The organism is Streptomyces sp. 4F14 (genome assembly GCF_048159485.1).
In the GTDB taxonomy this organism is placed as follows: domain Bacteria; phylum Actinomycetota; class Actinomycetes; order Streptomycetales; family Streptomycetaceae; genus Streptomyces.
On sequence record NZ_JBLRVY010000027.1, the window covers coordinates 137,101 to 151,441 of the forward strand.

At 70.9% G+C, this 14,341-nt stretch carries 10 protein-coding genes; 7 read left to right on the forward strand and 3 right to left on the reverse strand.

Going from position 1 to position 14,341, the window contains the following annotated elements:
* Positions 1-32 precede the first annotated feature (32 nt).
* Positions 33-1,772, reverse strand: coding sequence for a lysine--tRNA ligase (gene lysS / locus ACLZOT_RS36860; RefSeq protein WP_416973513.1), 1,740 nt, complete (start codon positions 1,770-1,772; stop codon positions 33-35).
* A gap of 146 nt (positions 1,773-1,918) precedes the next feature.
* A complete protein-coding gene (locus ACLZOT_RS36865; RefSeq protein ID WP_416973514.1) occupies positions 1,919-2,509 on the reverse strand; it encodes a hypothetical protein in 591 nt (196 codons plus the stop codon).
* Between the two features lie 201 nt (positions 2,510-2,710).
* Between ACLZOT_RS36865 and argS the strand changes: the two genes are divergently transcribed.
* The 5 genes from argS (at position 2,711) to ACLZOT_RS36890 (ending at position 12,731) form a co-directional block, all read left to right on the forward strand.
* Entirely contained in the window at positions 2,711-4,492 is a 1,782-nt protein-coding gene (argS, locus tag ACLZOT_RS36870) for an arginine--tRNA ligase (RefSeq protein WP_416973515.1), read from the forward strand.
* A 101-nt stretch (positions 4,493-4,593) separates the two neighbouring features.
* On the forward strand, positions 4,594-10,047 hold the full coding sequence (locus ACLZOT_RS36875; RefSeq protein ID WP_416973516.1) for a tetratricopeptide repeat protein: 5,454 nt from the start codon (positions 4,594-4,596) through the stop codon (positions 10,045-10,047).
* On the forward strand, positions 10,044-11,273 hold the full coding sequence (locus ACLZOT_RS36880; RefSeq protein WP_416973517.1) for a CHAT domain-containing protein: 1,230 nt from the start codon (positions 10,044-10,046) through the stop codon (positions 11,271-11,273). The genes ACLZOT_RS36875 and ACLZOT_RS36880 overlap by 4 nt, the downstream gene beginning before the upstream one ends.
* Entirely contained in the window at positions 11,270-12,271 is a 1,002-nt protein-coding gene (locus ACLZOT_RS36885) for a hypothetical protein (RefSeq protein ID WP_416973518.1), read from the forward strand. The genes ACLZOT_RS36880 and ACLZOT_RS36885 overlap by 4 nt, the downstream gene beginning before the upstream one ends.
* 22 nt (positions 12,272-12,293) lie before the next feature.
* Complete coding sequence (locus tag ACLZOT_RS36890) at positions 12,294-12,731, forward strand: glutaredoxin domain-containing protein (protein ID WP_416973519.1); 438 nt, start codon at positions 12,294-12,296, stop codon at positions 12,729-12,731.
* Here ACLZOT_RS36890 and ACLZOT_RS36895 read toward each other — a convergent pair.
* Entirely contained in the window at positions 12,676-13,125 is a 450-nt protein-coding gene (locus tag ACLZOT_RS36895) for an ATP-binding protein (protein WP_416973520.1), read from the reverse strand. The genes ACLZOT_RS36890 and ACLZOT_RS36895 overlap by 56 nt on opposite strands.
* Before the next feature lie 156 nt (positions 13,126-13,281).
* Here ACLZOT_RS36895 and ACLZOT_RS36900 point away from each other — a divergent pair, with 156 nt between their 5' ends.
* Together ACLZOT_RS36900 and ACLZOT_RS36905 are read left to right on the forward strand one after the other, a co-directional pair.
* The gene (locus ACLZOT_RS36900) at positions 13,282-14,067 is read left to right on the forward strand and encodes a helix-turn-helix domain-containing protein (protein ID WP_416973521.1); all 786 of its coding nucleotides are present in this window, start codon (positions 13,282-13,284) and stop codon (positions 14,065-14,067) included.
* The gene (locus ACLZOT_RS36905) at positions 14,064-14,306 is read left to right on the forward strand and encodes a DUF397 domain-containing protein (RefSeq protein ID WP_416973522.1); all 243 of its coding nucleotides are present in this window, start codon (positions 14,064-14,066) and stop codon (positions 14,304-14,306) included. Before ACLZOT_RS36900 ends, ACLZOT_RS36905 begins: the two co-directional genes overlap by 4 nt.
* The last annotated feature ends 35 nt before the right edge of the window (positions 14,307-14,341 follow it).

The following is a 14,341-nucleotide window of genomic DNA, read 5'->3' on the forward strand; positions in this document are numbered from 1 at the left end:
CCTGTCACCAGGAGCCCCTTTTTCACGCCCTGTTACTCCCCGAGCAGTTCCCGGACCCGCTCCTGCCCGACGGCGAGCAGCAGCGTGGGCAGCCGGGGTCCGGTGTCACGCCCCACCAGCAGGTGGTACAGCAGCGCGAAGAACGTCCGCTGGGACGTCTTGATCTCCGGCGGCAGTTCCTTGGGCCCCGCGTCGGCGGAGAACCCGGCCTGCACCTTGGGTACCCCGTACACGAGGTGGGTGAGCCCGTCGAGGGACCAGTTCGAGGCCAGCCCCTCCAGGAGCAGCCGCAGGCTCTGCTGGGACGCCTCGTCGAGGGACTTGAGCAGGTCGACGTCGGCCTCGGCGCGCACGATGGTCCGCTGGTCGGCGGGGACGTGCGTGTTGATCCACGCCTCCGCCTTGTCGTACCGGGGACGTACGTCGTCGAGGGCTACCAGAGGGTGAGCCGGGTCCAGCTCGGAGAGGATCCGCAGCGCCTGGTCCTGGTGCCCGGCGGTGATGTCGGCGACGGAGGCGAGGGTGCGGTAGGGCAACGGCCGTGCGGTGGACGGCAGTTCACCGGCAGCCGTACCGACGGCACGGGTGTACGCGGAGACGTCACCCGGAAGAGCCGAGCCGTCGGCGACCTTCCCCACCAGCTTGTCCCACTCGTCGTACAGCCGCTGGATCTCCTGGTCGAAGGCGATCTTGAAGGACTGGTTGGGACGGCGGCGCGCGTACAGCCAGCGGAGCAGCTGCGGCTCCATGATCCGCAGCGCGTCCCCGGGCGTGGGCACCCCGCCCTTGGAGGACGACATCTTCGCCATGCCGGAGATCCCGACGAACGCGTACATCGGCCCGATCGGCTGCTCGCCCCCGAAGATGCCGACGATCTGCCCGCCGACCTGGAACGACGAGCCGGGCGAGGAGTGGTCGACGCCGGACGGCTCGAAGACGACGCCCTCGTACGCCCACCGCATCGGCCAGTCGACCTTCCAGACCAGCTTGCCCCGGTTGAACTCGCTGAGCCGCACGGTCTCGCCGAAGCCGCACGCGGTGCACGTGTACGTCAGCTCGGTGCTGTCGTCGTCGTAGGCGGTGACGGTCGTGAGGTCCTTCTCGCAGTTGCCGCAGTACGGCTTGTACGGGAAGTATCCGGCGGATCCGGCGGACCCGTCGTCCTCACCGGCCGCGCCGGACCCCTCGGCGGCCTCCAACTCGGCCTCGTCCAGGGGCTTCTGGGACTGCTTGGCGGGGGCCTTCTTGGTGCGGTACTGGTCGAGGATCGCGTCGATGTCGGCGCGGTGGCGCATCGCGTGGAGCACCTGCTCGCGGTAGACGCCGGAGGTGTACTGCTCGGTCTGGCTGATCCCGTCGAACTCGACACCCAGCTCGCCGAGGGCGGCGACCATGGCGGCCTTGAAGTGCTCGGCCCAGTTCGGGTACGCCGATCCGGCCGGCGCCGGTACGGAGGTCAGCGGCTTGCCGATGTGCTCGGCCCACGTCTCGTCGACGCCGGGGACGCCGTTCGGGACCTTGCGGTAGCGGTCGTAGTCGTCCCAGGAGATGAGGTGGCGGACCTCGCGGCCCCGGCGGCGGATCTCGTCCGCGACCAGGTGGGGGGTCATGACCTCACGGAGGTTGCCCAGGTGGATCGGCCCGGAGGGGGAGAGACCCGACGCGACGACGACTCGTTTGCCGGGGGCCCGACGCTCCGACTCCTCGATGACCTCGTCCGCGAAACGGGAGACCCAGTCGGTGGTCTCGGTGCTCTGAGCCACGATCGGCACGTCCTCTGTGTTCTGGGATTCCTCGGGGAATCACGGCTGACCGTCCCATTCTCCCAGGAGGCACCCAAACCACGAAAACGGGTATCGGCGCCCCCGGTAGTACTCAAGGGGGACGCCGATGAAGACGGGGAAACCTCAGCCGAAGTTCACTGCGCGAAGTCCACCGGGATGTACTGGTCGTACGACCGGTCGGCCGTGGCGGTGAAGTCGGCCCGGGTCACGATCGCGCACCGCACCCCGTTCACCCCGCAGGTCACCCCGTCGGCGATCTGCGGCTTGATCTTGAGGTTCGTCAGGAAGGACCCGCCCTCCTGGTAGGGGAGGGTTACCCCTGGAGTACCCGTACCCGTGTCGGTGATCCGACGGGCGGACCCGTCGGTGGACTCCCGTCCCCCGAGGCAGGGCGTAGGCAGAGTGGTGTACGTCTCAGGGTGCCCGACCACTACACCCTTGGGTACGACACAGAAGGCCAGGAAGATGCCCTGCCCCCGGTTGTATCCGTACCCGGCGACGTCGACGGTCCCGCCCGACGCGGGCAGCAGGGTGTTGAACGCGCCGAGCCTGAGGTCGTACTTCTGACCGTCGGCGCCGGTGGTCACGCGGTGGGCGGAGCCGAAGGAGGGGCCGGAGTAGGTGGGGGCGGCGGAGGCGCTGGAAGCGGTGGCGAACGCGAGCCCGGCGGCTGCGGAAGCAACCAGCGCGGCCCGGAGTCTCACAGAGATGGTGGGGGGCTTCATGGTCAACATGACAGTGGGCAACTGATCAGTAGGCAATGCCGCCCGGACTCGTACACCAGACCCACACATCAGCCGAAGTAGACGTTTATGTACTCCTTACGGCGCTGACCCCGCGTGACCACGAGCCCCGAAAACCGCTTTACCACCCATGGGATACTGGAGAGGTATATCCATCCCCACGAGGAGAACGGCACCCACTCCATGGCCTCGGTCACGTCCCTGAGCGACTCCGTCCAGCAGCATCTCGCGTCCGCCCTCTCGGCCACCTTGCCGGAGGCAGCCGGAGCGGACCCGCTGCTGCGACGCAGCGACCGGGCGGACTACCAGGCCAACGGTGTCCTGGCGCTGGCGAAGAAGGCGAAGGCCAACCCGCGCGAGCTGGCGACGCAGGTCGTCGCGAACCTGACAACCCCCGACGCGGGCTCCGCCGTGATCAAGGACATCGAGGTCTCGGGCCCCGGCTTCCTCAACATCACGATCGCGGACCGCGCGATCACCGAGAACCTCGCGGCGCGCTACGCGGACGACACCGGCCGCCTCGGTGTCCCGCACGCCGCGCACCCGGGCACGACGGTCGTCGACTACGCGCAGCCGAACGTGGCGAAGGAGATGCACGTAGGCCACCTCCGCTCGGCGGTGATCGGCGACGCGGTGGTCCAGCTCCTGGAGTTCACCGGGGAGAACGTCGTCCGCAGGCACCACATCGGCGACTGGGGCACCCAGTTCGGCATGCTCATCCAGTACTTGGAGGAGCACCCGCACGAACTGGACCACAAGGACGGCGAGATCACCGGCGAGGAGGCGATGTCCAACCTGGACCGCCTCTACAAGACCGCGCGCAAACTCTTCGACTCCGACGACGAGTTCAAGACGCGTGCCCGGCGCAGGGTGGTCGACCTCCAGGCGGGCGACCCGGCCACGCTCGCGGCCTGGCAGAAGTTCGTCGACGAGTCGAAGATCTACTTCTTCTCGGTCTTCGAGAAGCTGGACATGGAGGTCCGCGACCCCGACATCGTCGGCGAGAGCGGCTACAACGACATGCTCCACGAGACGTGCCGCCTGCTGGAGGAGTCCGGCGTCGCGGTCCGCTCCGAGGGCGCGCTCTGTGTCTTCTTCGACGACATCAAGGGCCCGGACGGCAACCCGGTCCCTCTGATCGTCCAGAAGTCCGACGGCGGCTTCGGCTACGCGGCCACCGACCTCTCGGCGATCCGCGACCGCGTCTTCAACCTGAAGGCGGACAACCTCCTGTACGTGGTCGACGCCCGCCAGTCCCTGCACTTCAAGATGGTCTTCGAGACGGCCCGCCGCGCCGGCTGGCTCAGCGACGACATCACGGCGTTCCAGCTCGCCTTCGGCACGGTCCTCGGCAAGGACGGCAAGCCGTTCAAGACGCGTGAGGGCGAGACGGTCAAGCTGGAGGACCTCCTCGACGAGGCCGTCGACCGCGCGACCGCCGTCGTCCGTGAGAAGGCGGAGAAGATCGGCCTCACGGAGGCGGAGATCGTCGAGAACGGCCGGTACGTCGGGATCGGCGCGGTGAAGTACGCCGACCTGTCGACGTCCGCCGTGCGCGACTACAAGTTCGACCTCGACCAGATGGTGTCCCTCAACGGCGACACCTCGGTCTACCTCCAGTACGCGTACGCCCGTATCCAGTCGATCCTGCGCAAGGCGGACGGCGCGGTCCCGACGGCCCACCCGGAGCTCGAACTCGCGCCCGCCGAGCGCGCGTTGGGCCTGCACCTGGACCAGTTCGCGGAGACGGTCCTGGAGGTCGCCGCCTCCTACGAGCCGCACAAACTCGCCGCGTACCTCTACCAGTTGGCGAGCATCCTGACGACGTTCTACGACCAGTGCCCGGTCCTGAAGGCCGACACCGCCGCCCAGAAGGAGAACCGCCTCTTCCTGGTCGACCTCACGGCCCGCACCCTCCACCAGGGCATGGCGCTCCTGGGCATCAGGACGCCGGACAAGCTCTGACGCCCGGCACCGCCGGTGGCATCGGTTTCCCCGAAGTCACCGGCGGTGACAACTCCCCTGCGGCAAAGTACCGTTGACAGCGCGCCGGATGCGGGGGACATATGGCCATCACCGTCGACGAACGGGCCGCGCGCCCTGCCGTGCCCTACAGTGGTACGGCGACGTCCGAGCACGATTCCGACGGTTCCCGGCGCCGCGTGGACCCCCACGCCGAGCAGCCCACGACGACTCTGCCGCCCGCGATCCGCGAGGCCGCTGTACGTCTCGCACCGCCTCCGGGCCTGCACAACCTCCCCCCGCTCCCGGCGGAGCCCTTCATCGGCAGGGAAGCCGAACTCGCCCGATTAGAGGCGGCGTTGCGCACGGGCAGCGGCGTGATAGCACCGCCCTCCGAAGGGCCGCCCTCCGCAGCACCCCCCACCGACGGACCACCCTCCGACGAGCCCCGCCCCGAAGAACGCACCACCACCCTCAGCGGCCTCGGCGGCATAGGCAAAACGGCCCTCGCCCTCCGCCACGCCCACACCCGGGCCACCCCCGACCACCCCCCGATCTGGTGGATCTCCGCCGAGTCGGAAGCCCAAATAGCCACGGGCCTCGCCGACTTGGCCCACCACCTCCACCCCACCTGGTCCCGCACCGCACCCCCCAACGAGCGCACGGAGTTCGCCCTCCTGTGGCTGCACGCCCACCAGGACTGGCTGTTGGTGTACGACAACGTGGAGCGCCCCGAGCACCTCACCCCGTACCTGGGCCGACTCCTGGGCAGGGGCCGCCAGTTGGTGACGACCCGCTGCCGCACCGGCTGGCCGGCGGAGGCCCGCCTGATCCCCTTGGACGTCCTGCCGGCCAAGGAGGCGTACACCCTCCTGCGCACGACGGCCGGTCTCACCGACACCACCCCCGCCGACGACACGGTCGCAGCCGCCCTGGTCCAGGACCTGGGCCGCCTCCCTCTGGCCCTCACCCAGGCGGGCGCCTATCTCCGCGAGACCGGCACCCCGCTCGGGGGCTACCGCACGCGCCTCGCGAACGCCGGACCCCCGTCCGCGGACAGCACCCGCATCACCCAGATCTGGCGCACCAGCCTGGCCACCATCCACCAGGACCACCCCCTCTCCACCCCCCTCCTGCACGCCCTGTCCTGGTGCGCCCCCGAGGCGATCCCCCGCGAGATCCTGGACCACTGGCCGTCCCCGGAACCCGAACTGAACGCCGCCATCCAGGCGTTGGAGGACTTCCACCTCCTCACCGCCACCCCCGCCGGTCTCCTCCTGCACCGCCTGGTCCGCCGCTCCCTGCAACGCTCCGAACCCCCCTCCCCGGACAACACCCCCCGCGACCGGATGGAACGGGCCCTGGCCGCCCACACCGCGAACACCCCCACCGACAAAGCCCCGTTGATCCACATCCAGGCCCTGGCGGAGTCCGCCCCGACGGCGACCCCCACCCCCCGGATCGCGGACATGTACCGCAAGGGCGCCCGGGAGTTGATCGCGAGGGAGCAACACGTCCTGGCGATCCCCCTGATGGACGCGGCGGTCCACGCGGACAGAGTCCTGGACGGCGAGGACGCCCCCCGAACCCTGCACGACCGCGACCAGTTGGCGGAACTCCACGCGAAGGCGGGCGACCCGGCGAAGGCGGTCGCCCTGTGCAAGGACGTCTACCTGGACCGCCACCGCCTGCACGGCCCGGACGCCCCGGAGACCCTGACGGCCCGCGAACGCCTCGCGCACACGTACCGCAAGGCGGGTGAAGTGACCCGCGCGGTCGAGCACTTGACCGAGGTCCTGGCCCACCGCCGCCGCCTCTTCCCGGAGGCCCCGGAAACCCACATGACCCGCTCGGGCCGCGCGTACGCCCTCCAGACGGCGGGCCGGCACGCGGAAGCCGTACGGGAGTTCGCGGCACTGGCGGTGGACCTGCCCCGCGTCCTCACCCCCACCCACCCCGACGCCCTGGCGGCCCTCAGCAACCTGGCCTACGCCCACCAGGCCGCCGGCGACCACCGCAAGGCCCTCGCCCTGTACGAGGAGGCGACGGCGGCCCGCAGCGAGGCGTACGGGCCCGACCACCCCGAGACGCTGAACTGCCGGGGCTGGCTGGCGGCGGCCCACCACTCGGCGGGCGAGTCCCGCACGGCCGTCTCCCTCTACCGCGACCTGGTCGCCGACCGCGCCCGCGTCCAGGGCCCCGACCACCCCGACACCCTCAAGTGCCGCCAGCGCCTCGCGTACTGCCTGACGGACGCGGAGGGCGCCGACGCGTGCCTCGCCGAACAGGAGTCCCTGGCCGAGGACAGCGCCCGCTACCAGGGCCCCGACCACCCCGCGACCCTGGACTACCGCGACGACATCGCGACCACCCACCGCATCCGAGGCCACTACACGCTCGCGATCACCGCGTACGAGGAGTTGATCGCCGACTTCACCCGCGTCCGCAGCGAGCACCACGTCGAGACCCTCCGCACCCGGGGCGCCCTGGCCTTCGCCCGCCAGCTCACCGGAGACTTCGGCAGGGCCGTACGGGAACGCGCGGAACTGGTCGAGGTCCGCACACGGGTGCAGGGCCCCGACCACCCGCACACCCTGTCCGCGCGCGCCAACCTGGCCTTCGCGCACCGGGCGGCCGACGAACACGCCGAAGCCGTAAGGTTGTTCGAGGAAGTGATCGCGGATCGTACGCGGGTGCTGGGGCCGGAGCACCAAAGTGTGCTGAAACTCCGTCAATCACTGGCCCGCACACACCAGTTCGCGGGTGACCACCACAAAGCGGTCGCATCTCTGCGCGAACTCCTCGACGAAATAGGCGAGTTCCTACGCCCCGACCACCCCACGGTCCTGGACACCCGCTACAACCTCGCGGAGGTGTTCCTGGAGGAGGACGATCACCGCGAGGCCCTCGACCTGTTCGCCGTGCTGGAAGCCGACCACGAGGACGCGTACGGCGCCGATCACCCTTCGACCCTCTACGTACGGGAACGCCACGCGGCGGCCCACCGCGCGGCCGGGAACCACCGCGAGGCGAAAAGGCTTTTCGACGCCCTGGTCACCGACCGCACCCGCCTCCTGGGCCCCGACCACCCCCGCACCCTCGACACGAGGAGCTGGCGGGCGTACGTCATGCGCTCGGCCGGCGAGTTCCGCGAGGCCGTCCCGGCGTACGAGTCACTGGTCGCGGACCGCGCCCGGGTCCTCGGCCCCGAGGCTCCCGACACCCTGCACGCCCGCAACGGTCTGGCGCTGGCCCGGCTCGGCGCGGGTGACGACGACGGCGCGGTGGCCGATTTCACCGCGCTGCTGGCGGACCGCGTCCGCCTGCTGGGCCCGGAGGCCCCGGACACCCTTCTGATCAGGGAGAACCTGGCGGACGCGTGCTCGGCGGCGGGGGACCACGCGAGGGCCACCGAGCTGTACGAGGAGGCGGTCGCGACCTGGACGCGGCTGCGGGGCGCCGACCACCCTCGTACGCTGCTTGCCCGCCGTGACCTGGCGGTCGTCCGGCGCGCGGCGGGGGCGCACGCGGAGTCGCTGGGCCTGCTGGAGGCGGTGGTGGCGGACGCGGCCGGGCGGCAGGGGCCGGAGCACCCGTCCGTGCTCGGGTTCCGGATCACCCTGGTGACGGGCCACTGCTCGGCGGACGCCTACCTGCACGCGGCGGCCCTCGCCGAGGCGCTGGTCGCCGACCACGCCCGGATCCGGGGCCGCGAGCACACCGCGACCGTCGGAGCGCGCGCCCTCCTCGCCCACGCCTGGACGTGGTCGGGCCAGCACCACCGCGCGGTCGTCGCCTACGAGGCGCTGGTGGAGGCCCGTACCCGGCTGGGCGGCCCGGACCACCACCTGACGCTCGGCGCCCGTCACCTGCTGGCGGTCGCGCTCGGTCAGGGACGCCACTACGAGCGGGCCATAGCCGTCCTGGAGGAGCTGGTCGCGGACCGCATCCGGGTGCTGGGCCCCGACCATCCCGGCACGCTGGACAGCAGGATGGCCCTGGCCGAGGACCGGGAGTTCGCGGACGACCGGCCGGGGGCGCTGCGGGACCTGGCGGAGCTGCTGCGCGACCACGAGCGCGTCCACGGCCCGGACCACCTCCAGCCCCTCAGGGTGCGCCAGGACATCGCCTGGACCTGGCTGAGCCCGTCCGGCGCCGTGCGCTCGGCGGAGGTGGCCGAGCGGCTGGCGGCGGACTGCGAGCGGGTCCTCGGCCCCGACCACACGCAGACCCTCGCCGCGCGCGGCCGTCTCGCGGAGGCCCATCGCAAGGCGGAGCACACCGCGCTCGCCGTGGCGCAGTTCACCGCGCTCGCGGCCGACCGGACCCGGGTGCAGGGCGCCGACCACTCGGCCACACTCAGCACCCGCGAGAACCTCGTACGCGCCCTGCGCCACACGGGAGAACGCCTGCGCACCCTGCGGGAGGCCGAGTCCCTGCTCGCGGACAGTGCGCGGGCGCTCGGCGAGAACCACCCCGACACCCTGTCGCGGCGGTCGTTCCTCGCGTACGTCTGCTGGCAGGCGGGCGACACCCAGCGCGCCGCGCGCATCCTTCAGGACACTCTCCCGCGCTGTGAGGCGGAGTTGCCGGAGGAGCACCCGACGACCGTGTGGGTACGCGGCTCGCTCGCCTGGCTCACGGCCGACGCGGGACTTCCGGGCCGCGCCGTGGAGATGGCCCGTGACCTGGTCGAACACGCCCGTCGGACGTTCGGCGCCGACCACCGTCAGACGCAGGACGTCCTCCCGGTCCTCGCCCACGCCCTGCTCCAGGACGGCGCCCGCGAGGAGGCCGCCGAGGTCCTGGCCGAACGGCTGCGCCTGGACCCGTCCGCCCCGCCCACGACCCCGGAGGCCATCGCGCGGGCCCACGAGGAGTCGGGTCCGGTCCGCGCGGACGACGAGGAGTCGATCCGGCGCGGCGAGACGGTCGACACGTTCTCCTACGGGTACGACGACGCCCTCCCCACCCTCGCGATCCTCATCGCCCGCTCCCTCGACGACCCCCGGACCGCCGCCACCCTCCTGCGAGCCGTGTACGAGGGCCGCTCCCGCACCTTCGGCCCCCACCACCCCGACACCCTCGAAGCCCTCGCCGAACTGGCCCTCACCTGCCTGGAGTCCGGCGTGGACGACGTCCCCGAGGACGTCGTCGCCCTCCACGCGCAGGCGCTCGGCGCTGAACACCCCACGGTCCAGGAACTCGCGTGGCGCCTGCGCACGGCCCGCCCGGCCTGGCGGGCCCGCGTCACGCTGCTGACCGACGAGCCGGTGACGGACACGCCGGCCCAGCTGGAGGTGAGGCTCGAACGCCAGCGCGGAGAAGGGGAGTTGGGCCGCCTGATGGTGATCGCGGGCTGCCGCACCAGGGCCCTGGTCGACCCGCCGATGACGGAGTACGAGCCCGGCGGCCCCCTGCGTTTCGAACTGACCGCGCGCGAACCCGGCGAGCACGAGGTGCGCTTCACGATGTACGACCACGCCTCGGGGTTCGTGCTCCAGGAGATCAAGGCGATCGTCGCAGTCGCCGAGGAAGGGGAGGGTCCGGCGGAATGACGGTGCACATGGCGGTGGAGACGGTCCGCGACCCGGCCCACGGCTACACGGGGGAACCACCTGGACAGGACAGCGCGGGACTGCGCGTCGCCCTGCTCCCGTACGAGGGAGAACGGCTCCACATCGTCGTGTCCGGCCCCCGGTGGCTGCGCGCCGAGCTGGAGATCCCGACGGCGGAGCTGTGGCAACTGGGCGCCCGTCTGCGGGGGTTGTGGAGCGACCTGTTCGTACGCCACCAGAGTCCCGACGGCGGGTACGGCGGCCGGGTGGGCGGCTACCCGCTCAGCGAGTCCGCCGACCTCAGTGAATTCGCCGCGGTGACCGACGAGTTGGTGGCGAGGCTGGCCCGCCACGGCCATGGGCTGCTGACGGCCATGCTCGACGGCCACCACCCGGATCTGCGCGGCGTGCGCGACTTCCTCCTCGACGCGCTGGCCGGTCCGGACCCGCTGCGCGTCAGCTTCGACTCCTGTGTCCAGTTGCCCTGGGCGATGCTCGCCGTCGACCCCGCGCTGTGTACGAGCCCCTGGGAAGCGTTCCTGGGCTACCGTCACCAGGTGGAGCAGAACGCCCAGCAGTCCTGGGACCACGCCCCGTCGGCCGTCCGCGACCGCGCCGCCACCAGCCTGAACAAGGACGAGGCCCTGGACGGCGTGGGCCGCGCCCCCGACGTCCATCAACTCCTCGACGAGCAGAGCCGGTTGACCGTACGCACCCGGGGCGGCGAACTGCTGGACGCGCTCGCGGTGCGGGTCCTCACCGAGGACCTCATGTACTTCTGGTGCCACGGCCACTACGCGGACAACGGCGCCTCCGGCACCTGTCTGTCGGTACGGCTCACCGACGACGAGCAGGTCGACGGCCCCACGGTCGCCCAGCAGCGCAGGGGCATCCCCCGCACCCCGCAGGCCCGTTTCAAGCCGTTCGTCCTGCTCAACGCCTGCCACACGGGCCGCGCGGGCGCCCCGAACGCCCTCAAGCACCTCGGCCAGGAGCTGATCGCGATGGGCGCGGTCGGCGTCCTCGCCCCGCAGATCGATGTCCCCCAGGTCTTCGCCGCCGAGTACGCGTACGGCTTCCTGGAGTCGTACCTCGCCGGGGAGCGCACGGCCGGCGAGATCAGCCAGTCCCTGGTGCGGGACTTCGCCGAGAAGTACCACAACCCGCTGGCTCTCACGTACGGCCTGAACTGCGGCATCGACAGCAGACTGGACCTCGCCTCATGAAGCCCGCCGAGATCGACCTCGACGACCAGGGCCGCCTGACGACGGGCAGGGGCACCCCGGTCCCGGTCACCCGCGTCGCCGACCACCTAGCCACCACCCTCCCCCTCCCCGCCTGGGCCACCGACATCCACGTGTACGTCCACGGCTGGCAGACCCCGCCCGCGCGGGCGACGAAGACCGCGACCCAACTCCTCGCCCAGGCGACGCAGTTGTACGCCAGGACCCCCGACCGCTACCCCGGCCTCAAAGGGGACGGCTACCGCCCCTGGTGCGTGGTCGTACGCTGGCCCTCCTCAAGTCTCTCGAAACTCAAGGGCGGTTACACCCGCATCCGGGACCGCGCGCACGCGATGAGCGCGGAGGGCAAGGGCCACGCCCCGTACGTCATAGGGCACTTGCTCGGGTACCTGGACGGCGTGCGCGGCGATCCGAAGGCGCCGCCGGTCCTCGCGGGCCGCAGCGGCAAGTACCTCCACCTGATGGGCCACTCCTTCGGCGGGCGGTTCCTGTGCGAGGCGGTGCAGCGGGCCGCCGATCCGCCGAAGACGCTCGGCTGGAGCATGCCGTACGACGCCCGCCGGCCGTTCACGGTCGACAGCATGCTGATCTTCCAGATGGCCGCGCCGCGCGACGCGTTCACGACCCACTTCGCCACCCTGTTCCCGACCCCGGCCCACCCGGGCGCCCCGCTGCGCGGACCCCTGGTCCTCACGCACTCCCGCTGGGACCGGGCGACGGGCTTCTGGCACCTGCGCGCGGAGAAGGCCCCCGGCATCGGCCACTCTGGCGTCGGCCCGGCGCCGGTCCCCCAATTCTCCACGGAGCTACGGAAGTTCACCGACCCCTACCCCCAACACACCCTGGACCACCGCCTGGTGAACATGAACGCCGACTGGCTCTACCGGGGCAGCCGCCTCGACCCCACCGGCGCCCACTCCGACTTCCACCACCCGGAGTCCGCGCACCTCCTCCTCACCCTGGCGGAACGCTCCCGCTGACCCCCGGATACTCTGCGGCCTCATGAACCGCGCCTGGATCCTCCCCGCCCTGCTGGCCCTCTGCGGCGCCCTCGCCGCAGTCAGCCTGTTCACCAGGGAGAACCCGGTGGCGGCGGTGGCCTTCGTCCTCCTCTTCGCGGTCCTCGCGGTCATCAACTCCCCGCTGATCTTCCCCCGTTCGATCACCGACGCGCAGGCCCGCAGCACGCCCGACGGCCGACCGGTCGTCTACTGGCGCCCCGGCTGCAAGTACTGCGCCCGCCTGCGCATCCGCCTCGGCGCCGACGCCGACCGCGTCCACTGGGTCAACATCTGGGCCGACCCGGACGCGGCGGCACGAGTGCGGGCGGCCAACGACGGCAACGAGACCGTCCCGACGGTGTTCGTCGCGGGCCGCCCGTACGTCAACCCCGAACCGGCGTGGGTGAAAGGGCGGTTGGCGTCCCCGACCGCACGGTGAACTCGCACCACACGATCTTCCCGACCCCCCTCTCCCGCACTCCCCACTTCGCGCTGAGCGCGGCGACCAGCACGAGCCCGCGCCCGCCCTCGTCCCCGTCCCGTGCCTGCGCGATGTGCGGCCAGCCGTCCCCGCTGTCGTGCACCTCGACGAGGAGGAGCTCCCCGTCGAGCCGCAGCGACAGCATGAGCTGACGTCCGACAGGAACCCCGTGCAGCAGCGCGTTGGTCACCAACTCGCTGACACACAACAGGACATCGGGCACCCGCTCCGACGAAGCGAGCCCCCAACCGGTAAGCGTCTCCAAGGCGAACCGCCGAGCGGCAGGCACGGACCGCCGGTCACGGCGGAAGCACCTCTCTCGCAGCGACGGCCGATGAGTTGTTCCGTTCACGGGGCGAGAGTTGCGCAAGGTCACTACGGTGGAACACCCTGCGAGCCCGTACCGCACTTTCTGTACGGGTGTGTACGGGTGCACCACGCCCAACCCCGGGGGATACACGCCAACATGAGCCCAAGGAAGCCGTCAAGGCCGAGGAACAAAACCTCGATGAAGATGCTGGGCAGGCAGATCGCCGCCGCCCGCCGCGCGAGCGGTTACACGCAGGTCCAGCTCGCGGCGATGATCAAGGTCGACGACGAGACGGTCGCGTCCATCGAGCAGGGCCGACGGCCTCTGAAGCCGGACATCGGACGGAAGATCGACATCGCGCTCGGCACGAAGGGGGTGTTCGAGGAGGGGGCGGAGAACCTTCCGGAGATCGACCAGTACCCGGAGTTCGCGGAGCTGTACATCGACCACGAGCGCTCGTCGATCGTGCTGTCCTGGTACGACAACGCGGTCGTCCCCGGCCTTCTCCAGACGGAGGAGTACGCGGAAGCCGTCCTGCGCGAGCGCGTCCCCGCGTACGACGAGGAGGAGATCCAGGCGAAGTTGCAGGGCCGAGTCGAGCGTCTGGCAATCTTCGAACGCGAGACCCCGCCGACCATGAGCTTCATCATCTGGGAGCCGGTGCTCCACATGATGATCGGCGGCCAGGACATAAGGCTGCGGCAACTCAGCCACCTGCGGGACCTCGCGGACCGGCCCAACGTGACGATCCAGATCCTCCCCCTGGCGAGCCTTCACCACGCGGGCACAGCAGGCCCGTTCATCCTCCTCGAAACCGAGGACCACCAGCACCTCGCGTACACCGAAGGACAGCGCGGCAGCCACTGGGTTTCGGACCCGGATGAGATGTCCATCCTGGAGAGCAAGTATGCGATGCTGCGGACACAGGCCCGCGACGTCGAAGAGTCCAAGCACATGTTGGACACCTTGCTAGGAGCAGCATGAACACCGAAGCCCTTCAGTGGTTCAAGTCGACGTACAGCAGCGACGAAGGCGGCGCGTGCCTCGAAATCGCCGTCGCCTGGCGGAAGTCGAGCTACAGCGGCAGCAACGGCGGCCAGTGCGTCGAGGTGGCCCAGTGCCCCGGCACCATCCACATCCGCGACTCCAAGAACCCCGAGACCACCGGCCCGACCCTCGCCCTCGCCCCCACCACCTGGTCCGCCTTCACCACCAACCTTTAACCTCGAAGATCGTTACCTGAGGGCCCGTTCCGCAG

Coding starts and splice junctions, on each gene's coding strand:
- ACLZOT_RS36900 (WP_416973521.1), top strand. CDS start 13,282: ATGAAGATGCTGGGCAGGCAGATCGCCGCCGCCCGCCGCGCGAGCGGT.
- ACLZOT_RS36890 (WP_416973519.1), top strand. CDS start 12,294: ATGAACCGCGCCTGGATCCTCCCCGCCCTGCTGGCCCTCTGCGGCGCC.
- ACLZOT_RS36905 (WP_416973522.1), top strand. CDS start 14,064: ATGAACACCGAAGCCCTTCAGTGGTTCAAGTCGACGTACAGCAGCGAC.
- argS (WP_416973515.1), top strand. CDS start 2,711: ATGGCCTCGGTCACGTCCCTGAGCGACTCCGTCCAGCAGCATCTCGCG.
- ACLZOT_RS36880 (WP_416973517.1), top strand. CDS start 10,044: ATGACGGTGCACATGGCGGTGGAGACGGTCCGCGACCCGGCCCACGGC.
- ACLZOT_RS36875 (WP_416973516.1), top strand. CDS start 4,594: ATGGCCATCACCGTCGACGAACGGGCCGCGCGCCCTGCCGTGCCCTAC.
- ACLZOT_RS36885 (WP_416973518.1), top strand. CDS start 11,270: ATGAAGCCCGCCGAGATCGACCTCGACGACCAGGGCCGCCTGACGACG.
- ACLZOT_RS36865 (WP_416973514.1), bottom strand. CDS start 2,509: ATGAAGCCCCCCACCATCTCTGTGAGACTCCGGGCCGCGCTGGTTGCT.